The following is a 20628-nucleotide window of genomic DNA, read 5'->3' on the forward strand; positions in this document are numbered from 1 at the left end:
ACGATGCCGCAAATCGAACATCAGGCGAACGGATGGCAAAAAATGTGCCATACTTAGCAATGGTGGCTCTGCACGCCACCGACCAGCCTGAAGATGGCGTCGATCCCCTCGCGTGCCTATTCCGCGAGCGCCGGTGTCCGCCATCGTGCAGCGAAGACTTTTGCAAGGGTGCCTCGGCGGGCGCGGAAGGCGCGGCCACGGTGAGAGCGTGGTGTGACAGCCGTGCGGGGCCAGGACAGGCGATGCGGTGCAGCGCGTCGCAAGGAGCATTGTGCCCAGAGAGAATCATGAGGGCTTCGGCGAGACCGAAGCCGTTGACCAGGTCATGTCCGAATCATCGTCGGCGAATGCGTCGTCCGGCGAGCCGGCCCCGGTGCGCCGTCGCCGCGGCGGCCGCCGCGTGACCCGCGGGGCCGGTGCCGCCGGCGCCGCCGTCGCGCTGAAGGTCGAGGACCATTCGATGCCGCTGTTCGAGGAGCCGCATCTGCCGTCGCGCGACCCCAAGCCGGCCGAGCCGTCGGCCGCCGGGCCCGAGGCGGATGCCGCGCCGCGCCGCACGCGCCGCCGTCGCGCCGCGTCCCCGGAACCGGAGCGGGCCGCGAACTCGCCGTTCGAGGAGCCGTCGACCGCCGAGCGCGCGCTTGACGCGGTCGAGGCGCTGCCGGAGGGGCACGAGTCCCGCCGCCGCCCGCGTCCGATGACCTCGCTGTTGTTCCAGGAGCCGGTGCTGCCGGCGGCCCGCCCGCATGACGATGACGACGATCGCGACGACGAGCGTGAGGAGGACCGCCCCTCGCGCCGTTCCCGCCGTCGCTCCCGCGGCCGTGACGAGCGTTCGGAGGCGCGTGACGAGCGCGCCGCCCATGACGACGAGGACCGCGACGAGCATGAGGACCGCGACGAGCGCGAGGAGCCGCAGCGCACGCGCGGCCGTTCCCGCCGCCGCGGCCGCGACGAGGCGCGTGACGAGGATCGCGCCGGGCAGTCCGCCCGCAGCGCCGACGAGGACGGCGAGCCGGGCGACGACGACGATCGAGCCGACGGCGAGTCGCGCCGTTCGCGCCGTTCGCGCCGCCTGAACGCGCAGGAGCGCCGCGCCGCCGCCGAGGTGGAGCAGATCGAGGAGGACCTCGAGCTCGACGACATCACCTACCTGCCGATCGGCGAGGAGGAGCCCGCCGAGGAGGAGGCGCCGACCCGTTCGCGCCGCCGCCGTCGCTCGCGCTCCAAGGGCGAGGACCAGGGCGAGCAGCGCGCCGCCGAGGAGCCGCGCGACGAGGGCCGCGGCCATGAGGACGACGAGGAGGAGCAGACCGTCACGCGCCGCCGCCGTCGCCGCCGAGGCGGCTCGAAGTCGGCCGACGAGCCGGCGCAGGAGCAGCAGTCCGCCCGCCGCTCGCGCAAGCAGCAGTACATCGACGAGATCACCGACGTCGAGGGCTCGACTCGACTGGAGGCCAAGAAGCAGCGCCGCCGCGACAACCGCCGCGAGCGCAGCCGCCAGAACCAGATCATGGAGCAGGACTTCCTGGCGCGCCGCGAGCACGTCGAGCGTCTGATGGTCGTGCGCGAGCGCGGCCGCCACACGCAGATCTCGGTGATCGAGGACAACGTGCTCGTCGAGCACTACGTCTCCGACATCCAGGAGGTCGCCACCGTCGGCAACATCTACCTCGGCCGCGTGCAGAACGTGCTGCCGAGCATGGAGGCCGCGTTCGTCGACATCGGCCAGGCCCGCAACGGCGTGCTGTACGCCGGCGAGGTGAACTGGGACGCCACGCGCCTGGAGGGCCAGCCGCGGCGCATCGAGCTGGCGTTCCGCTCGGGCGACCCGGTGCTCGTGCAGGTCACCAAGGACCCGATCGGCCACAAGGGCGCCCGCCTGACCTCGCAGGTCACGCTGGCCGGCCGCTTCCTGGTGCTGGTGCCGTCCGGCGGCATGACCGGCGTGAGCCGCAAGCTCTCCGAGCGCGAGCGCAGCCGCCTCAAGGGCATCGTCTCCAAGATCGCCCCGAAGGACATGGGCGTGATCATCCGCACCGCGGCCGAGGGCGCCTCCGAGGAGGCCATCGTCAAGGACCTCGAGAACCTCGTGCACCAGTGGGAGCGCATCACCGCCAAGCGCGACGAGTTCCTGCACGGCAAGCGCCCGAAGCTGCTGCAGGGCGAGCCGGACGTGGCGATCCGCGTCGTGCGCGACATCTTCAACGACGACTTCAGCAAGATGATCGTCGAGGGCGACAAGGTGTACGCGCGCATCGAGGAGTACCTCGACACGATGGCCCCCGACCTCAAGGACAAGGTGGAGAAGTGGGACCCGGCCGAGCACGGCGGCAAGGACGTGTTCGACAAGTGGCAGATCGACTCCCAGCTGCGCAAGGGCATGGAGCGCCAGGTCTACCTGCCGTCGGGCGGCTCGATCGTCATCGACCGCACCGAGGCGATGACCACGATCGACGTGAACACGGGCCGGTTCATCGGCCGCGGCAAGAGCCTGGAGGAGACGGTGACCCGCTGCAACCTCGAGGCCTCGGAGGAGATCGCCCGCCAGCTGCGCCTGCGCGACATCGGCGGCATGGTGATGATCGACTACGTCGACATGGTCATGCCGGCGAACCGCGACCTGGTGCTGCGCCGTCTGGTCGAGTGCCTGGCGCGCGACCGCACCAAGCACCAGGTGGCCGAGGTCACCTCGCTGGGCCTGGTGCAGATGACGCGCAAGCGCATCGGCCAGGGGCTGGTCGAGGCGTTCTCGGAGGAGTGCCCGACCTGCAAGGGCCGCGGGTTCATCCTCCACGAGGAGCCGACCGTGTCCGCCGACTTCGACGACCCGTACGCGTTGAAGGGCGGCGACCCGTTCGTCAAGACGAACAAGCACGGCCAGGGCACCCAGCTGCAGGTGCCGCAGGGGTCCTCGCCCGACGTCAAGGCGAAGCTCGCGCAGATCGCCGCGGCGGCGGTGGCGGCGAACAACGCCGAGTCGGAGTCCTGACGCACGGCGTGTCGGGTTGACACGCGACGCGGGCGCATTTGCGTTCGTACGCGGGTCGGTGTAAGTTAGATAGTCGGTGTCTGGCCGCCAGGCTTTTGCCGTGCCGGACAGAACGACTTTCCAAAACAGCAAGGAACGGATTATGTACGCGATTGTGAAGGCCGGTGGCCATCAGGAGAAGGTCGAGGTCGGTGACGTCATCCTGGTCAACCGTCTCGATGCCAAGGTCGGCGATACCGTGGAGTTCCCGGTCGCCCTCGTGGTTGATGGTGCCAAGGTTGTCCTCGGCGCCAAGGATCTTGCCAACCTCTCCGTCAAGGCTGAGGTGCTGGACGATTCGGCCAAGGGTCCGAAGATCAACATCATGAAGTACAAGAACAAGACCGGCGTGACCCGCCGCAAGGGCCACCGCCAGCCGCTGACCGCCGTCAGGATCACGGCGATCGCCTGAGCTTTGCAGCTTAGCTAAGGACCGAAAGGAACAGACATGGCACACAAGAAGGGCGCTTCCAGCTCGCGCAACGGTCGCGATTCGAAGCCGCAGTACCTCGGCGTCAAGAAGTTCGGCGGCGAGGCCGTGGTCGCCGGCAACATCATCGTTCGCCAGCGCGGCACGAGCTTCCACCCGGGCCAGAACGTCGGCATGGGCAAGGACCACACCCTGTTCGCGCTGACCGACGGCAACGTCAAGTTCGGCGTGCGCCGCGACCGCAAGGTCGTCGACGTCGTGACCGCCTGACCGGCGGCACGTCGGGATCGTTTTTTTCGGCCGCATCGCACCAGCTGTGCGATGCGGCCTTTCCGTTATGCCAAGGGTATGCGGGCCGTGCGCCCGCCCCGGGCGCGTCCGGCCGGCGGATGCCGCGCGGCCCGGCGGCCGGTGGGCGCATCCCGGTAAGGTAGACAGCTATGAGTGATTTTGTGGATCGCGTGGTCGTCCATGTCAGGGGCGGCGACGGCGGCAACGGCTCGGCCGGCATCCGCCGCGAGAAGTACAAGCCGCTCGCCGGCCCGAACGGCGGCAACGGCGGCGACGGCGGATCCGTCGTGTTCGTGGCGGACAGGAACGCCAACAGCCTGCTCGACTACCGCTTCATGCCGCATCGCACGGCCGGCAACGGCACGATGGGCCTGGGAGACAACAAGGACGGCTCGAAGGGCGAGGACCTGATCCTGCCGGTGCCGGTGGGCACGGTGATCTTCGCCGCGCGCGGCGCGCAGGGCGCCCCCAAGCACCCCGGCGAGCAGCTGGCCGACCTGCGCCACGAGGGCGACCGCTTCGTGGCCGCGGCGGGCGGCGCCGGCGGCCTGGGCAACATCGCGCTGGCCAACAAGACCCGTCGCGCCCCCGGCTTCGCGCTGCTGGGCGAGCCGGGCGAGGAACGCGACGTGATCCTCGAGCTCAAGTCGATCGCCGACGTCGCGCTGGTGGGCTTCCCCAGCGCCGGCAAGTCGAGCCTGGTCGCCGCGATGAGCGCCGCCAAGCCGAAGATCGCCGACTACCCGTTCACCACGCTGGTGCCCAATCTCGGCGTCGTGATGGCCGGCGACCGCCGCTACACGATCGCCGACGTGCCGGGCCTGATCCCCGGCGCCTCGCAGGGCAAGGGCCTGGGCCTGGAGTTCCTGCGCCACATCGAGCGCACCGAGATCATCGCGCATGTGATCGACTGCGCGACGCTGGAGCCGGACCGCGACCCGATGTCCGACTACGAGGCGCTCGAGCACGAGCTCGCCGAGTACGCGGACCGGCTGGAGCTGCCGCTCGGCGCGATCCCGATCCCCGAGCGCCCGCGCATCATCGTGCTCAACAAGGTCGACGTGCCCGAGGCCAGGGAGCTGGCCGAGTTCGTCCGCCCCGAGTTCGAGGCGATGGGCATGCCGGTGTTCCTGATCTCCACGGCCTCGCACGAGGGCCTCAAGGAGCTCAACTTCGCGCTGGCCGACCTGGTCGCCCGGATGCGCGAGGAGGTCGCGCGCCGCGAGCAGGCCGAGGAGGACGAGCGCGTGGTCATCAAGCCGCTGGAGCGCACCCGCCGCCGCGGCCCGCAGGCCTCCGGCCCCGGCGTCGACTTCACCGTCGAGCGCCAGGAGGGCGGCAACGGCGACTTCTGGTACACCGTCACCGGCACGAAGCCGGAACGCTGGGTCATGCAGACCAACTTCGACAACGACGAGGCCGTCGGCTACCTCGCCGACCGTCTGGCGAAGCTGGGCGTCGAGGACGAGCTGCGCCGCCAGGGCGCGCGTCCGGGCGACGAGGTCCGCATCGGCCGGGGCGACCGCGCCGTCGCCTTCGACTGGGATCCGACCATCGCCGCCGGCGCGGAGATGCTCGACGGCTCCCAGCTCGGCTCGCGCGGCCGCGACCTGCGCCTGGAGGAGTCCGACCCGCGCGCCCGCCGCCGCACGAACGCCGAGCGCCGCCGCCAGTACCACGAGATGATGGACGCGCGCCAGGCCGTGCGCGAGGCGATGATGGCCGAGCGTCGCGCCGGCCACTGGGCCGACCCGAGCGTGGACGACGACCCGCACGACGAGACCAGCCTGTTCGGCCGCGGCGAGCAGGGCGAGGACGGCGAGCCGCACGAGTAGCGGCACGGGCGGCCGGGCCGTGGCTATGGCCCGGCCGCCCGACGGACCCGTCGCGGACGGAGGGGAGGAAGCCATGGGCATGCCCGCCCAGTCGGATGTGCGCCGCATGGTCGCGCAGGCGCGCACCATCGTCGTCAAGGTGGGGTCGAGTTCGCTGACCCTGCCGTCGGGGCACCTCGACGTGCGCCGGCTCGACGCGCTGGTCGCCGCCGTCGCCAGCGCCGTGCGGCTGGGCGCGCGCGTCGTGCTGGTCTCGTCCGGCGCCATCGCCGCGGGCTTCGGGCCGCTCGGGTTCGCGAGCCGGCCCGCCGACGTCGCCACCCAGCAGGCCACCGCCTCGGTCGGCCAGGGGCTGCTCATGGCCCGCTACGAGGCGTCGTTCGCGCGCTACGGCATCCGCGTCGGGCAGATCCTCATCACCGCGGAGGACACGACGCGCGCCGCTCAGTACCGCAACGCCCGCCGCACGCTGGAACGGCTGCTGGAGCTCGGCGTCGTGCCGATCGTCAACGAGAACGACGCGCTGGCCAGCAACGAGATCCGCTTCGGCGACAACGACCGCCTGTCGGCGCTGGTGGCGAACATCGTGCGCGCCGACGCGCTGGTGCTGCTCACCGACGTCGACGCCCTGTACACGGCGCCGCCCTCCGAACCCGGCTCGCGGCGCATCGACTACGTGCCCGACGTCGTGGACGCGCTCGGCCGCGTCGAGGTGGCCGGCAGCTCGTCCGGCGTGGGCACCGGGGGCATGGTCACCAAGCTGGAGGCGGCTCGCGTGGCCGCCGTCTCGGGCGTGCCGGTGGTGCTGACCTGCGCGGCGAACGCGGGGCCGGCGCTGATGGGCGACCCGGTGGGCACGGTGTTCGCGCCGGTGCACGACCGCGGGTCGTCGCGCCGGCTGTGGATCGGGTTCGCGGCCGAGCCGCGCGGCGCGATCATCGTCGACGAGGGCGCGGCGCGGGCCGTGCGCGGCGGGCAGGCGAGCCTGCTGGCCGCCGGCGCCGTCGAGGTGCGCGGCGGGTTCTCGTCCGGCGACCCGGTCTGGATCGACGCCGAGGACGGCACGCATCTGGCGCGCGGCCTGGCCGCCTACGACTCCGAGGAGATCCCGCAGATGCTCGGGCGCACCACCGCGCAGCTGCGCCGCATCCTCGGGGACGACTACGCCCATCCGCTGGTGCACCGCGACAACCTGGTGCTGGTCTGAGCGGCGCCGGGACGTCGGCCGTCCGTGCGGCGGCTTCGCGGACCGCCCGGGGGCATCCCGGGCCACCGCCGGACGTCCGCCGCGCTGGGGCCGGCGATGACATGGGAACGGTCTACGATGAAAGCCATGACTATGGCAGACTGGCAGACCCTCAGCGAACGCATCAACAACGTGGCGCCCAGCGCCACCCTGGCCGTCGACTCCAAGGCCAAGGCCATGAAGGCCGCGGGCGTCGACGTGATCGGCTTCGGCGCGGGGGAGCCGAACTTCCCGACCCCCGACTACGTCGTCGAGGCGGCCGCCGAGGCGTGCCGCGACCCGAGGAACCACCGCTACACGCCGACCGCCGGCCTGCCCGAGCTGCGCGAGGCCATCGCCGCCAAGACGCTGCGCGACTCCGGCTACGCGGTGGACCCCGGTCAGGTGGTCGTCACCAACGGCGGCAAGCAGGCCGTGTACGAGGCGTTCCAGATCCTGCTCGACGAGGGCGACGAGGTCATCATCCCCACCCCCTACTGGACGAGCTACCCCGAGGCCGTGAAGCTCGCCGGCGGCGTGCCCGTCGAGGTGTTCGCCGGCGCCGACCGCGGCTTCGAACCGGACATCGAGGCGATCGAGGCCGCGCGCACCGAGCGCACCAAGGCCATCATCGTCACCTCCCCGTCGAACCCGACCGGCGCGGTGTGGAGCCGCGGCACGATCGAGGCCATCGGCCGCTGGGCCGTCGAGCACCATGTGTGGGTCGTCTCCGACGAGATCTACGAGCACCTCAACTACGACGGCGCGCGCACCGCGTACGTCGGCGAGGTCGTGCCGGAGGTGCGCGACCAGCTGCTCGTGCTCAACGGCGTGGCGAAGACCTACGCGATGACCGGCTGGCGCGTCGGCTGGATGGTCGCCCCCGGGCCCGTGGCCAAGGCCGCGGCGAAGCTGCAGGGGCACATGACCTCGAACGTGGCGAACGTCCCGCAGCGCGCGGCCCTGGCCGCCGTCGCCGGCAATCTTGACGCCGTGGTCGCGATGCGCGAGGCCTTCGACGTGCGCCGCAGGGCGATCGTGGCCGCGCTGAACGCGATCGACGGGGTGCGCTGCCCGACGCCGACCGGCGCGTTCTACGCGTTCGCCGACGTCTCCGGGCTGCTCGGCCGCCCGCTGGGCGCCAACGGTTCGGTCGCCGCGTCGTCCTCCGAACTGGCCGCGCTGCTGCTCGACGAGGCGCACGTCGCCGCGGTGCCCGGCGAGGCGTTCGGCGCCCCCGGCTACCTGCGCTTCTCGTACGCGCTGGCCGACGACCAGCTCGCCGAGGGCATGCGCCGCTTCCAGGCGTGGGTCGGCTGAGCGCCGGGCCGCGCCGCCGCCAGGCGGAACACACCGAGCGACGGGGCGGAAATCCGCGGTTTTCGTCGCTCGGCGACCGTCCGGTTGGACGAAATCGCGGGTTGCCGCTAATATAACCTCTTGGCGGTTTTGCCCGTATGGTCGCATAGTTCAGCACTATCCGCTATGATGGGCAGAGTTCACCTAGGGATGTGGCGCAATTGGTAGCGCAACGGTCTCCAAAACCGTAGGTTGTGGGTTCGAGTCCCGCCGTCCCTGCCAAGATTACTGAAGACAGCCGAGCGAAGGACGGACATGGCAAAGAAAAGCAAGGGCGAGCGCGTTGCGAAGCCGAACGTCTTCATGCGCATCGGCATGTTCATCAAGCAGATCATCGACGAACTCCGCAAGGTCGTGACCCCCACCAGCAAGGAGCTGTTCTTCTGGGCACTCGCCGTGCTCATTTTCGTGCTGCTCCTCATGGCGCTCGTCACCGGAATGGATTTCGGTCTGGGCAAGCTCACCCTGTGGATGTTCGGCTGATCGACATAACACAAAGGTGAATGCATGACTGACGAAGTGAATCTCGAAAATCTCGACGCCCTGCCCGACCTTCCCGAAACCGGGACCGAGGAGGACGTGACCATGGCGTCGGCCGAGACCGAATCCGAGGTCGCCGAGACCGCCGCCGAACCCGAAGCCCCCGCCGACGGCGAGACCGCCGAGGCGGCCGAGGGCGAGGAGGAGCTGGACGCCGGCGCGAAGGCCGTCGCCGAGTTCTCCAAGAGCCTGCGCACGCTCGAGGGCAAATGGTATGTGCTGCATACCTACTCCGGCTACGAGAAGCGCGTGAAGACCAACGTCGAATCCCGTGTCGCTAGCTTCGGCCTCGAGGACAAGATCTTCCAGGTCGAGGTGCCGATGGAGGAGGTCGAGAAGCACACCGACAAGGGCAAGAAGGTCATCACCCGCGTCCGCGTGCCCGGGTACGTGCTGATCCGCATGTGGCCGGACGAGGACGCGCGCCGCATCGTGCGCGAGACCGAGGGCGTGACCGGCTTCGTGGGCCCGACCAAGGACCCGGCGCCGCTCAGCCGCAAGGAAGTCGTGCAGATGATGGCCCCGATGATCGCCTCCGAGGCGCTCAAGAAGGCCGGCGACAAGCCCGCCGCCGCGAAGAAGCGCACCGTCGAGGTGTCCTTCGCCGTGGGCGACCAGGTCACCGTCACCGACGGCCCGTTCACGACGATGCCGGCCGTGGTCTCCGACGTGGAGCCCACCGCGCAGAAGCTCACCGTGCTCGTGTCCATCTTCGGCCGCGACACGCCGGTCGAGCTGGGCTTCGACCAGGTCGAGAAGCTCAACTGAATCGTTTCCGCGGGAACCCCGCCATGGTCCGCCATGGCGGGGTTCCCGCGTTTCCGGTCCCGCTCGTCCGGAGGCGCGCGGCGTTGTCCGCCACTGCCGGCATAATGGGAAGGCTTGTGTCTGGAGGGGCGACCCGCTAGCACAGCACAGCAATACCCGTTGCGGGAGGAGACCGCAGACCGGCGGGTCCCGGGTCCGGGGCCGGTCCGTTCCGCGTCGCCGTTCGCACCGCTTCATAGAAAGAAGAACCATTTATGGCTCCCAAGAAGAAAGTCTCAGCGCTGATCAAGCTCGAGATCCAGGCTGGCAAGGCCAACCCGGCCCCGCCGCTGGGCCCGGCCCTGGGTTCGCACGGCGTGAACATCATGGACTTCTGCAAGGCCTACAACGCGGCCACGCAGGACAAGATGGGCCAGATCGTCCCGGTCGAGATCACCGTCTATGAGGATCGCTCCTTCACCTTCGTTCTCAAGACCCCGCCGGCCGCGGCGCTGCTCAAGCAGGCCGCCGGCATCCAGAAGGGCACCGAGAACCCGCTGACCCACAAGGTCGGCTCCGTCACCAAGGCCCAGATCCGCGAGATCGCGGAGACCAAGATGCCCGATCTGTCCGCCCGCGACATCGAGGCCGGCATGAAGATCATCGAGGGCACCGCCCGCTCGATGGGCATCACGGTGACCGACTGAGAGGAGAAGGACAGATGGCTAAGCATTCCAAGAAGTACCGTGAAGCGGCCGAGAAGATCGATCGCAACAACCTGTACACCGGCGCCGAGGCTATCGCTCTGCTCAAGAGCATGCCGTCGTACAACTTCGACCAGACCGTCGAGGCTGTGCTGCGTCTGAACGTCGATCCGCGCAAGGCCGACCAGCTGGTCCGCGGCACCGTCAACCTGCCCCACGGCACCGGCAAGACCGCCAAGGTCCTCGTGTTCGCCCGCGGCCCGAAGGCCACCGAGGCCGTCGAGGCCGGCGCCGACATCGTCGGCGACGACGAGCTGATCGAGAAGGTCCAGGGCGGCTTCCTCGACTTCGACGCCGTGGTCGCGACCCCGGACATGATGGGCAAGGTCGGCCGCCTCGGCCGTGTGCTCGGTCCGCGCGGCCTCATGCCGAACCCGAAGACCGGCACCGTGACCATGGACGTGGCCAAGGCCGTCGCCGACATCAAGGGCGGCAAGATCGAGTTCCGCGTCGACCGTCACGGCAACCTGAGCTTCCTGATCGGCAAGCTGTCGTTCGACGAGAACGCGCTGGTCGAGAACTTCAAGGCCGTGACCGAAGAGGTCCGCCGCCTGAAGCCGACCACCGTCAAGGGCCGCTACATCACCAAGGCGACCATCACCTCGACGATGGCCCCGGGCGTCCCGGTCGATCCGATGACCCTCGCCTGAGCCCATTCGCTCCGACGATGACCCCGGACCGCATTGCGGTCCGGGGTCATCGCGTTTCGGAAGGTCCCGCTGCCGGGCCGCCGGTTCACGGGATCGAGAGCCGCGATCCCGTGAACCGGAACGCACGGAATCACACAGACGCGCACAGCCGGAACGGCGCGCCCGCATGTTCGCTTTTGCAGTGGCGCCGGTTCACGGGATCCGCGAGCCTGAACCCGTGAATTGGGCAAACGTTTACCTTTTCTGGCCGGCCTCGAAGGCGTCGCGCATCAGGCCGACGGCGATGGCCGTCTGCAGCACATAGGCCTCGCGCGAGTCGGTCGCGTCCCACCCGGTCGTCTCGGTGGCCCGCTTGAGCCGGTAGCGCACGGTGTTGGGGTGCACGTTGAGCTCCTTGGCCGTGGTCTCCAACGATCCCCCGGAGCGCAGGAACGCCGTCACCGTGCCCAGCGTCGGGTCGTCGGCGTTCTCGCCCCTGAGGCTGAGGTACACCGAGGCGTACAGCTCGTCCCGGGCGTCCTGGTCGCCCAGCAGCGCGCGTTCGGGCAGCACGTCGTCGGCCCGCATCGGCCGGGGCGGCGACGCGACCGCGGGCACGGCCGCCAGCGCGCTCAGCACGGCGACGACCGTGCGCGAGGCGCCCTCGACGTCCTGGCGCACCGGTCCGATGCATAGGGGCGCGTCGTCGGCGTACAGCGGCGACACGGCGGTGCAGGTCACCTCCGGCGTCACCGCGTCGCGCAGGGCGATGAGGGCGACGCACGCGGACCCGCGCAGCCCGACGAGGCACGCATCCCCGCCGAGGTCGCTCACGGCGGCGCGGATGCCGTCGCGGGTCGCCGCGAAGCCGTTCTCGGGCGTGCCGGCGATCGCGAAGCAGTCGAAGCCGTCGCGCCAGCCGAGCACCCGCAGCAGCGACATCACGCGCTCGTCGGCCACGCCGTCGGCCAGGCACTCGAACGCCAGCGACTCGATCTGGCCGTCGCCGCGCCCCTGCAGCAGCGCCAGCACGTCGCCGTCGGCGGCGCGCGCATGGCGTCGGCGGGGTTTCGCCCACATGGAAGGAGTCATGCTTCTACCTTAACCCCGGGCCCCCGCGCGGCCGTCGCCGCCCGGTCCCTGATGAACGTCAGGCACAGGAACCCGAACACGAAGGCGACGGGCAGCATGTGCCGCTCGAAGTTGTTCGCCGGCGCGGTGACCATGACGCCCATGAGCAGCAGCAGCGGCATGTGCCACATCAGCGTCCGCCAGCGGCGCAGCACGACCTCGGCCGCGCCGACCAGCAGCGTGAGCGAGACGTACAGGTTGCCGTGCGTGAACCACCCGAGCACCGGGACGGCGCCCCAGTCGCGGGCGAACTGCGCCACGTCGTCGCGCCATTCGTGGCACCAGTCCTTGATCCAGGTGGTCTGGTCCTGCACGTAGGTGCTGTCCACGTAGTAGTCCATCGAGGTGTACGGCGGGGCGGTCACGTCGAAGTACCCGTAGCATTTCGCCAGGAACGCGTCGAGCGCGATCACCGGGTTGGCGACCACGATCTCCAGCCAGGCGGCGTTGAACTGTTCCATGTCCTCGGCGGTGACCGTGCGCCACTTGTAGCTGACCTTCTTGGACTGGATGCCCGAGGACTTGACCGGGTCGGCGTCGTCCTGGTCGTAGGCCTCGGCGGTCTGGTCGAGGTTGAAGATCGGCTCGAGCTTCTCGCGCGCCGACTCGGGGATGCCGTCGGGGTTGAGCTTGGCCACGCGCGCGATCTGCTGCAGCTGGATGCCGCGGCTCTCGATCGGGTCGCCGGCGATGATCGCCCCGGTGCCGATGAGCAGCGAGACCCCGCCGTGGATGATGACCGTGGGCAGCAGCAGCGCGGTCGCGTAGGTGCGCCAGCGCCTGCGGTCGGCGACCAGCGCGAGCACGATCTGCGCGGCGAGGATGTACCAGGCGTATTTCGCGGAGACCAGCATGACGCACGACGCCGCGACGAACGCCGCCAGGCTGCGCCGCGACAGCCTGACCGGCAGCCCGTCGCGCTGCAGCCGCCCGCGCGTGGCGTGCAGCTCGTACCACACGCCGAACCACCATACGAACGCGAAGGCGAACAGCGGCGACTTGGTCAGCGAGATCGTGGCGAACACGGCGAGCGGGCAGGTCATGAAGAACAGCAGGATCAGGAAGCGGGCGAGCCCGCCGGCCGGCGCGATCGGCTCCTGGTCGGTGATCGTGGGCAGCGGCCGCGAACGCCGGCGCGGGGACTGCGGCAGAAGCCACTCGCCGCGCGCCGGGCCGCGCCGGCCCGCCGCCTCGCCCGTGTAGCGGCGCATGAACCCCAGGTTGAGGAACCGGTCGGCCGTCGCCGCGCAACAGAACGCCGCGAACAGGTACTGCAGCGCTGAAAGCGTCATGTAGCCGGCGTCGTTCGAGCCGGTGAGGTAACGCGAGACCGAGGCGACCGCGCCGTAGCACACGGTGAGCACGATGTTGTGCTGGTCGGTCAGGTAGGTGGGGTCCTCCGGCCACAGGTAGTGCGCGGTCGGGTAGATGTCCATCGGCACGAAGGAGAAGAAACCGATGTACGGCTGCTGGATGCCGGTCCACTGGTTCCACGCCCAGCTGAACTCACGGATCTGCGAGCGGATGTCGGCGCCGAAGGCCGTGACCAGCGTGGTGGGGATCCACAGCCAGCCGATGATGAAGATCAGCAGCAGCTTCCACCAGCGGTCGGTGCCGCGCCGCAGGATCCGCCCGACGACGGCGGACACGCGCCGCGTCAGGTCGAGGGCGCGGCGCGCGCCCCGCCATGCGGCCGTCTGTGCGAGGTGGGGGCGCCACCGCTCCCTGGCCCGCGCAAGGGCGCGGCGCCACGACCAGGCGCCGGAGCCGAGCCTCACCAGCGCGACGACGATGCCCAGGTAGACGGCGAAGGAGAGCACGGCGTAGACGGTGTTCTCCCGTCCCCAGTCGGCGATCGATCCCTCGCGCCAGTACAGCGGGCCGACCGCGGTGCACAGCGCCATCCACAGGCAGGCCAGCACGGCGAGCGCCCAGCGGCAGCATGCGCCGAACCGTGCGAACCGGGGGGCGGCGCCGATGTTAGCGTTCTCGCGTGGGGACGTCCCCCTGCGTCTCCGGGCCTGGCCGGGGGCGTGCGGGCGCGATGCGGCGCCGTCGTGGGAAACGTCGGTCATGGACGGCATTCTACCGTGCCTCGGTGAAAACCACAGGGGATGAGGTGGCCGGCGGGGCCATGACGCTGCCCGGCGTCGATCTCCGCGGGAAGTGTAACGTTTACCTAATTCACGGGTTTCGGCCGTTGAATCCTGTGAACCGGTATCGTCGCGAAAATCGAACATGGATCGCGCCATTCCGCCATTTGTGACTGTTCGTATTTGTGTGCTTCCGTGCGTTCCGGTTCATGGGATCGTGGCGCTTCATCCTGTGAACCGGCCCGGCGCGGCGGGCTGGGCGGCGCCGAACCTCACGGGACCATTGGTCCGTTCGGAGGGATCTTGACCAGGCGCCGCCGGTGTCGATCTTCATGCCCGTTCGGGGCGCCGTTGCGTCGGTTCGGCGGATGGGGGACGACCACGCCCGCGCAGTCCCGTGCGAGCCGCCTCATCCGGGGCGTCGCTCGGGTTAGGCTGGTGCCATGACCTCGACAACGACCATGACCATGACGGCACCCGGCCGCGATGCGCGCGACCGCCTGCCACGAACCTGCGCGGCCGCGGACACGGTGCTGTGGTTCGCCGCCGTCGATTCGACCAACACCGTGGCGCACCGGATGCTGGCCGACGGCACGTGGCCGGCCGGCGGGGCGAACCGGGCCGGAGCGGCGCGGCGGGACGGCACGGCGGCGCGGGGCGGTGCTGCGGCGCCGCCCGCCCCGCCCATGGCGGTGGTCGTGGCCGACGAGCAGACGGCCGGCCGCGGGCGGCTGGGCCGCCAGTGGGTCTCGCGCCCGGGGGAGTCGTCGATGGTCTCGTACGCCACGGTGCTGCCGGCCCGGATCGCGACGGACCCGCAGGTCAACGGCTGGCTGCAGATGACCGCCGGTCTCGCCACGCTGGACGCGCTGCGCGGCGCGTGCCGCGACGCCGGCGCGGCCGTACTGCACGGCGGGCCGTGCGGCATGGCGCTGAAGTGGCCGAACGACGTGTTCTGCCACGACCACAAGCTCGGCGGCATCCTCGCCGAACTCGTCGCCCTGCCTCCGGCCGCGGGAGGACCGGATGCGCCGGGCTGGTCGCCGGGCGGGGCGTTCGACGGGCCGCCGATCGGTGTGGTGTTCGGCGTGGGGCTGAACCTCGGCATTCCCGCCGACCGGCTGCCGACCCCGCTGTCGACGTCGCTGCAGCTGCACCGCGGCCCGCTGCCGGAGCCCGACGCGATGCGCGACATGATCGCCGCGCGCACCGCGGCATCGCTGCGCGCGCGGCTGGTCGCGTTCATCGCCGATCCCCGGGAGGCGGCGCGGCGCGCGCACGAGGAGACCCGGGCGGTCTGCTGGACGCTGGGCCGCCGCGTCGAGGCGCGGCTGGCCGAAGGCGGGACGGTCCGCGGCGAGGCCCTGGAGCTGAACCCCGACGCCTCGTTGACGGTGCTGGCCGACGACGGCGCAAGGCACATTGTGCATACGGGCGACGTCGGCGTCCTGTGACGCCGCCCGTCTTACGGATCGCTGATTCCTCGGCCTGTCGTAACCGGTGACATGCCAGCCGGTGCGGGCTGTCGAGGATGTCTCCGGCGGGCTGTCGATGGCGTCCCCGTTCCTCGGCCCGTCATGGCTGGCGATATGACAAGGTCCGCGCGGGATCTCTCCCGCGCTGACCTTATCGGATTAAACGGCCCAACGCACATTGTGCGTTGGGAGACTGTCGACCGTCGGGTGCCGGAATGGTCGACAAGGACGGAGCGGGGGCGGGAAGGCGCCTCTCCTGGACGCATCTGGCGCGGACACCGCCATCTGCGCTTTATCCAGTCGGATATCGGCCCCCTCCCGGCCTCGCCTAGCGCAGGCGCAGCAGCCCGGCGGCGGTCAGCGAGGCGACCGCGGCCTTGATGAGGTCGCCGACCACGAAGCCCATCGAGGCGGTCGCCACGGTCATGAACGGCACGCCGGTCAGCGCCGACTGGAACGTGAAGCCGAAGAAGTAGACCACGGCCACGCCGCCGACCAGCGTCGCGGCGAAGTAGCGCAGGGCGGTCAGCGCGGTGCCGGCGGCGCCGTCGGCACGGCCGCGGCCCTTGAGCATTGCCGTGACGATCACGCCCGGCAGGAAGCCGATCAGGAAGCCGGCGCTGGGGCCGAGCAGCGACATCGTGGAGCCGCCGCCGGCGAACACCGGCAGTCCGGCCGCGCCGGCCGCCAGGTACAGCGCCACGGCGGCGCCGGCCTGGCGCCAGGACAGCATCAGCGCGGCCATCATCACCACGAAGGTCTGCAGTGTGATCGGCACCGGGGTGCCCGGGATCGGGATCTCGCCGGCCGCGGTGGCGGCCCACAGCAGCAGCGCGAACGCCACGGGCCTGACGGCGCCGGAGGCGAGGTGGCGGATCTGTGTGGCGAGGGCGAGTGCTTTGGTGGACATGACATCTCCGATCTGATAGGTGGTTGGGGCGGCGGAGCCGCGCGCCGGACGGGCCTGCTCGGACCGGCCTGCGCGGGCGGGGCGCCGGCGAACCCGCCGGACGCCTGGAAGCGGTGCCGCCCATGCCATCGTAACGGCCTGGAACCGGACATGCGGTGGTGGAAACGTACAAAATACGCCCGCCGCGGTTGTCCCGTCCCCGCACACGGCGGCTTGACGGGGAAGGCGGCCGCGCGCGGCGCCGATGGCTGTCCGCGGGCCGTCCCGGCCGTGCGGGCGTCGGGCACCGTCGATCAGGGGTCTGGGCGACGCCTCGGGGCCGTCCCGGCTTCGCGGGCGGCGGCCTGCCGCCGGGGATCGTCCCGGCGCGGAGGAGGCGGCTGTCCCGGTCCGGCGGGCGGCGGCGTCCGCCACGTCCGGCGCGGCGATGCCCGCGTCGCGTCCGGTCCCGGCCCCGCACGCGGCGGCGTCCGCGCCGGCGGGCGCGGCGTTTGTGGGCCGTGAACAAAACGGTCGAGCGAGTTTTGTAGGTTCGTCGCTGACGCGCGCGGGCCCGACGGCGATAAGTTTGAATATTATGGGCAAACGTATCAATAAAGTGCTGGTCGCGAACCGCGGCGAGATCGCCCTGAGGGTGGTGCGCACCCTCAAGGAGATGGGCATCGCGAGCGTGGCCGTCTACGCGGAACAGGACCGCCAGTCGCAGTACGTGGGCATGGCCGACGAAGCCTACCTGCTCTCTGGCGACACCTACAAGGACACCTACCTCAACGAGGACCTCCTCATCGACATCCTCCGCCGCAGCGGCGCCGACGCCGTGCACCCCGGCTACGGATTCCTGTCGGAGGTCGCCTCCTTCGCCGAGAAGGTCGCCGCCGCCGGCGCGATCTGGATCGGCCCCTCGCCGAAGGCGCTCGTCGATCTCGGCGACAAGATCACCGCGCGCCGCGTGGCCACCAAGGCCAAGGTCCCGCCGGTCCCCGGCATCTCCGACGCGGTCACTGACATCCATGCGCTGTTCGACTTCGCGCACACGCACGGCTTCCCGATCATGATGAAGCGCACCGACGGCGGAGGCGGCCGCGGCATCACCATCGTGCGCGACGACGACGAGCTGCGCAGCTTCTACCTCAACCACGACGCGATGCAGGGCGGCGACCTCAACGAGTACTTCGTCGAGCGCTTCATCGACAAGGCCCGTCACGTCGAGACCCAGTGCGGCCGCGACTCGCACGGCAACTTCACCGTGTACTCGACCCGCGACTGCTCGGTCCAGCGCCGCAACCAGAAGCTCATCGAGGAGGCCCCGGCGCCGTTCCTGCGCCCGGAGGTCGTCCGCCAGCTGGAGCAGTACTCGCGCAACCTGTTCGAGGCGGTCGACTACGTCGGCCTGGGCACCTGCGAGTTCATGGTCACCCCGCAGCACAAGGTCTACTTCCTGGAGGTCAACCCGCGCCTGCAGGTCGAGCACACCGTCAGCGAGGAGGTGTGCGGCCTCGACCTGGTGCGCGAGCAGCTGACCATCGCCGAGGGCGGCGAGCTGACCGCGGCCGCCGAGCCGCGCGGGCACAGCTTCGAGCTGCGCATCACCTGCGAGGACCCGGCCACCAACCTGACCCCGAGCTCGGGCACGCTGACCCGCGTCGTCTGGCCGTCCGGCGCCGGCATCCGCGTGGACTCCGGCGTCAAGGAGGGCGACACCGTCTCCCCGAAGTTCGACTCGATGATGGGCAAGCTCATCGTCACCGCCCAGGACCGCGCCACCGCCGTGGCCCGCGTGCGCCGCGCGCTGGGCGAGCTGGTCATCGAGGGCGTGCCGACCCCGGCGAGCCTGTTCGAGCGGATCTTCAACGACCCGGCCTTCACCGCGGAGGGGCAGGAGTTCGACGTGTCGACCAAGTGGCTCGAGCGCACCTACCTGAACCGCGAGCCGAGCACCACCCGCTCCGGCCAGCCGGCCTCGCTCACCGCGGGCGCCGAGGAGTCCCCGAAGACCGCGACCGAGAGCTTCGTCATCGAGGTCGACAACCGCCGCGTCAAGCTCACCGTCCCGCAGGACATCGTCGACAGCCTCACCGGCTCGGCGCGCGCCCGCGGCGCCAAGCTGCCGACCCAGCCGCTGCGCGGCCAGGGCCTGCACAACGTGGCCGCCAAGGCCTCGGACGACGCCGGCAAGTCGGGCGTCATCGCCTCCCCGATGCAGGCGGTCGTCACCCGCATCAACGTCGCCGAGGGCCAGAAGGTCGCCAAGGGCGACCTGCTCGTCGTGCTCGAGTCGATGAAGATGGAGAACTACGTCTACTCGCCGGTCTCCGGCACCGTCACCAAGATCTTCGTCGGCCCGGCCACCGGCGTCGAGGCGGGCGAGACGCTCGTCACGCTCGACATCGAGGGCGCCAGCAGGCCCGAGGGCGACGCCGAGAGGACGGAGGAGGCGAAATGACCGACATCATGAGCGCGCCGGCCGTCGTCAAGGCGATGGAGAACGGCCAGGGCTCCGACAAGCAGCCGATCCGCGCGGCCATCGTGCGCGCCGCCGAGCTCGCGCGCGACGCCGAGGACCACGCCCGCGCCCGCCAGCACGCCAAGGGCAAGCGCACCGCGCGCGAACGCCTCGACCTGCTGTTCGACACCGGCACCTTCCAGGAGATCGGCCGCTTCGCCGGCGGCGACATCAACGGCGGCAAGGCCGGCTCGGCCGTCATCACCGGCTTCGGCGAGATCTACGGGCGCAAGGTCGGCGTGTACGCGCAGGACTTCTCCGTGCAGGGCGGCACGCTCGGCGCGGCCGAGGGCGCGAAGATCTGCCACCTGATGGACATGGCCCTCGACCTCAAGGTGCCGGTCGTCGCCCTGATCGACTCGGGCGGCGCGCGCATCCAGGAGGGCGTCGCCGCGCTGACCCAGTACGGCCGCATCTTCCGCAAGACCTGTCAGGCCAGCGGCTTCATCCCGCAGATCTCCGTCATCCTGGGCCCCTGCGCGGGCGGCGCCGTGTACTGCCCGGCCCTGACCGACCTGATCATCATGACCCGCGAGAACTCCAGCATGTTCGTCACCGGCCCGGACGTCGTCAAGGCGGCCACCGGCGAGACGATCAGCATGGACGACCTCGGCGGCGGCTACGTGCACAACGCCACCTCCGGCGTGGCCCACTACCTGGGCGAGGACGAGGCCGACGCGATCGACTACGCGCGCACCGTGCTCGCCTACCTGCCCTCCAGCAGCGACGACCAGCCGCCGACCTTCGCCTTCGCCGCCACGCGCGCCGACCGCGAGGTCGCCGAGCGCCTGGGCACGATCGTGCCCGAGAACGACCGCCAGCCCTACGACGTGCTCGACGTGATCCGCTGCATCGTCGACTACGGCGAGTTCGTGCAGGTCCAGGAGCTGTTCGCCCCGTCCGCCGTGGTCGGCTTCGCCTGCGTCGAGGGCCATCCGGTCGGCGTCGTCGCGAACCAGCCGAACGTCAACGCCGGCGTGCTCGACGTGGACTCCTCCGAGAAGGTGGCCCGCTTCGTGCGCCTGTGCGACGCGTTCAACCTGCCGGTCATCACGCTGGTGGACACCCCCGGCTACAAGCCGGGCGCCGAGCAGGAGCACGCGGGCATCATCCGCCGCGGCGCCAAGGTCATCTACGCCTACGCGAACGCGCAGGTGCCGATGGTCACCGTGATCCTGCGCAAGGCCTTCGGCGGCGCGTACATCGTCATGGGCTCCAAGTCCATCGGCGCCGACATGAACTTCGCCTGGCCCTCCAGCCAGATCGCGGTGCTCGGCGCGAAGGGCGCGGTCAACATCATCCACCGCAAGGACCTGCAGAAGGCCAAGGAGATGGGCAAGGACGTCGAGGCGCTGCGCACCCGGCTCGCCGACGAGTACGAGGCCACGACCGTCAACGCGAACCTGTCCCTGGAGATGGGCGAGATCGACGCGATGATCGACCCCGAGCAGACGCGCGAGGCCATCGCCGAGTCGCTGCGGCTGCTCGCCGGCAAGAAGCGCGTCCGCCGCACCACCAAGCACCACGGCAACCAGCCCCTGTGACGCCCGCCCCCGCGGAACGCCCCCAACCACATAGCAAGCAATCCCGCATCAACGCCGCCCCGGCCAATAGACTGGACAGCGGCACACCAGACTTACCTCAACCCACGAAGTAAGGAACGAA

At 70.5% G+C, this 20628-nt stretch carries 16 protein-coding genes and 1 tRNA gene; 14 read left to right on the plus strand and 3 right to left on the minus strand.

Going from position 1 to position 20628, the window contains the following annotated elements; genetic code table 11:
* Positions 1-271 precede the first annotated feature (271 nt).
* The 11 genes from KIH73_RS05250 to rplA all read left to right on the plus strand — a co-directional run bounded on the left by KIH73_RS05250 (position 272) and on the right by rplA (position 10872).
* Entirely contained in the window at positions 272-2992 is a 2721-nt protein-coding gene (locus KIH73_RS05250) for an Rne/Rng family ribonuclease (protein WP_420830220.1), read from the plus strand.
* Positions 2993-3134: 142 nt separating this feature from the next.
* Complete coding sequence (gene rplU, locus KIH73_RS05255; protein ID WP_219081292.1) at positions 3135-3443, plus strand: 50S ribosomal protein L21; 309 nt, start codon at positions 3135-3137, stop codon at positions 3441-3443.
* A gap of 36 nt (positions 3444-3479) precedes the next feature.
* Positions 3480-3731, plus strand: a complete 252-nt coding sequence (gene rpmA, locus KIH73_RS05260) for a 50S ribosomal protein L27 (RefSeq protein WP_219081294.1) — start codon at positions 3480-3482, stop codon at positions 3729-3731.
* A gap of 170 nt (positions 3732-3901) precedes the next feature.
* The gene (gene obgE, locus KIH73_RS05265) at positions 3902-5587 is read left to right on the plus strand and encodes a GTPase ObgE (RefSeq protein WP_219081296.1); all 1686 of its coding nucleotides are present in this window, start codon (positions 3902-3904) and stop codon (positions 5585-5587) included.
* 73 nt (positions 5588-5660) lie between these two features.
* Positions 5661-6794 (plus strand): glutamate 5-kinase, encoded by a 1134-nt coding sequence (proB, locus tag KIH73_RS05270; RefSeq protein ID WP_219081298.1) that lies wholly within the window; start codon positions 5661-5663, stop codon positions 6792-6794.
* A 132-nt stretch (positions 6795-6926) separates the two neighbouring features.
* Positions 6927-8132 (plus strand): pyridoxal phosphate-dependent aminotransferase, encoded by a 1206-nt coding sequence (locus KIH73_RS05275; RefSeq protein ID WP_219081339.1) that lies wholly within the window; start codon positions 6927-6929, stop codon positions 8130-8132.
* Between the two features lie 185 nt (positions 8133-8317).
* Positions 8318-8393: transfer RNA gene (locus KIH73_RS05280), tRNA-Trp, on the plus strand.
* A gap of 33 nt (positions 8394-8426) precedes the next feature.
* Entirely contained in the window at positions 8427-8654 is a 228-nt protein-coding gene (gene secE / locus KIH73_RS05285; protein WP_219081300.1) for a preprotein translocase subunit SecE, read from the plus strand.
* 24 nt (positions 8655-8678) lie between these two features.
* Positions 8679-9479, plus strand: a complete 801-nt coding sequence (gene nusG / locus KIH73_RS05290; protein ID WP_219081302.1) for a transcription termination/antitermination protein NusG — start codon at positions 8679-8681, stop codon at positions 9477-9479.
* A 254-nt stretch (positions 9480-9733) separates the two neighbouring features.
* Entirely contained in the window at positions 9734-10165 is a 432-nt protein-coding gene (gene rplK, locus KIH73_RS05295; RefSeq protein WP_219081305.1) for a 50S ribosomal protein L11, read from the plus strand.
* A gap of 14 nt (positions 10166-10179) precedes the next feature.
* The gene (gene rplA / locus KIH73_RS05300) at positions 10180-10872 is read left to right on the plus strand and encodes a 50S ribosomal protein L1 (RefSeq protein ID WP_219081307.1); all 693 of its coding nucleotides are present in this window, start codon (positions 10180-10182) and stop codon (positions 10870-10872) included.
* Between the two features lie 234 nt (positions 10873-11106).
* Here rplA and KIH73_RS05305 read toward each other — a convergent pair whose 3' ends face one another.
* Both KIH73_RS05305 and KIH73_RS05310 read right to left on the minus strand, forming a co-directional pair.
* Positions 11107-11943 (minus strand): PucR family transcriptional regulator, encoded by an 837-nt coding sequence (locus KIH73_RS05305; protein ID WP_236022600.1) that lies wholly within the window; start codon positions 11941-11943, stop codon positions 11107-11109.
* On the minus strand, positions 11940-13886 hold the full coding sequence (locus tag KIH73_RS05310) for a DUF6020 family protein (RefSeq protein WP_236022605.1): 1947 nt from the start codon (positions 13884-13886) through the stop codon (positions 11940-11942). Before KIH73_RS05310 ends, KIH73_RS05305 begins: the two co-directional genes overlap by 4 nt.
* A gap of 632 nt (positions 13887-14518) precedes the next feature.
* On the opposite strand from KIH73_RS05310, the gene KIH73_RS05315 reads away from it, so the two are divergent.
* A complete protein-coding gene (locus KIH73_RS05315; RefSeq protein ID WP_236022601.1) occupies positions 14519-15529 on the plus strand; it encodes a biotin--[acetyl-CoA-carboxylase] ligase in 1011 nt (336 codons plus the stop codon).
* 349 nt (positions 15530-15878) lie between these two features.
* On the opposite strand, the gene KIH73_RS05320 is transcribed toward KIH73_RS05315, so the two are convergent.
* Positions 15879-16460, minus strand: a complete 582-nt coding sequence (locus KIH73_RS05320; RefSeq protein ID WP_219081311.1) for a biotin transporter BioY — start codon at positions 16458-16460, stop codon at positions 15879-15881.
* Between the two features lie 577 nt (positions 16461-17037).
* On the opposite strand from KIH73_RS05320, the gene KIH73_RS05325 reads away from it, so the two are divergent.
* Both KIH73_RS05325 and KIH73_RS05330 read left to right on the plus strand, forming a co-directional pair.
* Positions 17038-18903 carry an ATP-binding protein gene (locus KIH73_RS05325; RefSeq protein ID WP_219081313.1) on the plus strand — a complete coding sequence of 622 codons (1866 nt, stop codon included), beginning with the start codon at positions 17038-17040 and terminating at the stop codon, positions 18901-18903.
* The gene (locus KIH73_RS05330; protein WP_219081315.1) at positions 18900-20507 is read left to right on the plus strand and encodes an acyl-CoA carboxylase subunit beta; all 1608 of its coding nucleotides are present in this window, start codon (positions 18900-18902) and stop codon (positions 20505-20507) included. Before KIH73_RS05325 ends, KIH73_RS05330 begins: the two co-directional genes overlap by 4 nt.
* Positions 20508-20628 lie beyond the last annotated feature (121 nt).

This window comes from Bifidobacterium phasiani, from assembly GCF_019331775.1.
GTDB classification, from domain to species: domain Bacteria; phylum Actinomycetota; class Actinomycetes; order Actinomycetales; family Bifidobacteriaceae; genus Bifidobacterium; species Bifidobacterium phasiani.

Bases quoted from the DNA above. Each gene is read 5' to 3' on its own strand.
- KIH73_RS05325 (WP_219081313.1), top strand. From the start codon at position 17,038: ATGGGCAAACGTATCAATAAAGTGCTGGTCGCGAACCGCGGCGAGATC.
- rpmA (WP_219081294.1), top strand. From the start codon at position 3,480: ATGGCACACAAGAAGGGCGCTTCCAGCTCGCGCAACGGTCGCGATTCG.
- rplK (WP_219081305.1), top strand. From the start codon at position 9,734: ATGGCTCCCAAGAAGAAAGTCTCAGCGCTGATCAAGCTCGAGATCCAG.
- rplA (WP_219081307.1), top strand. From the start codon at position 10,180: ATGGCTAAGCATTCCAAGAAGTACCGTGAAGCGGCCGAGAAGATCGAT.
- KIH73_RS05315 (WP_236022601.1), top strand. From the start codon at position 14,519: ATGACCTCGACAACGACCATGACCATGACGGCACCCGGCCGCGATGCG.
- KIH73_RS05330 (WP_219081315.1), top strand. From the start codon at position 18,900: ATGACCGACATCATGAGCGCGCCGGCCGTCGTCAAGGCGATGGAGAAC.
- nusG (WP_219081302.1), top strand. From the start codon at position 8,679: ATGACTGACGAAGTGAATCTCGAAAATCTCGACGCCCTGCCCGACCTT.
- KIH73_RS05305 (WP_236022600.1), bottom strand. From the start codon at position 11,943: ATGACTCCTTCCATGTGGGCGAAACCCCGCCGACGCCATGCGCGCGCC.
- KIH73_RS05310 (WP_236022605.1), bottom strand. From the start codon at position 13,886: ATGGCGCTGTGCACCGCGGTCGGCCCGCTGTACTGGCGCGAGGGATCG.
- proB (WP_219081298.1), top strand. From the start codon at position 5,661: ATGGGCATGCCCGCCCAGTCGGATGTGCGCCGCATGGTCGCGCAGGCG.
- secE (WP_219081300.1), top strand. From the start codon at position 8,427: ATGGCAAAGAAAAGCAAGGGCGAGCGCGTTGCGAAGCCGAACGTCTTC.
- KIH73_RS05275 (WP_219081339.1), top strand. From the start codon at position 6,927: ATGGCAGACTGGCAGACCCTCAGCGAACGCATCAACAACGTGGCGCCC.
- obgE (WP_219081296.1), top strand. From the start codon at position 3,902: ATGAGTGATTTTGTGGATCGCGTGGTCGTCCATGTCAGGGGCGGCGAC.
- rplU (WP_219081292.1), top strand. From the start codon at position 3,135: ATGTACGCGATTGTGAAGGCCGGTGGCCATCAGGAGAAGGTCGAGGTC.
- KIH73_RS05320 (WP_219081311.1), bottom strand. From the start codon at position 16,460: ATGTCCACCAAAGCACTCGCCCTCGCCACACAGATCCGCCACCTCGCC.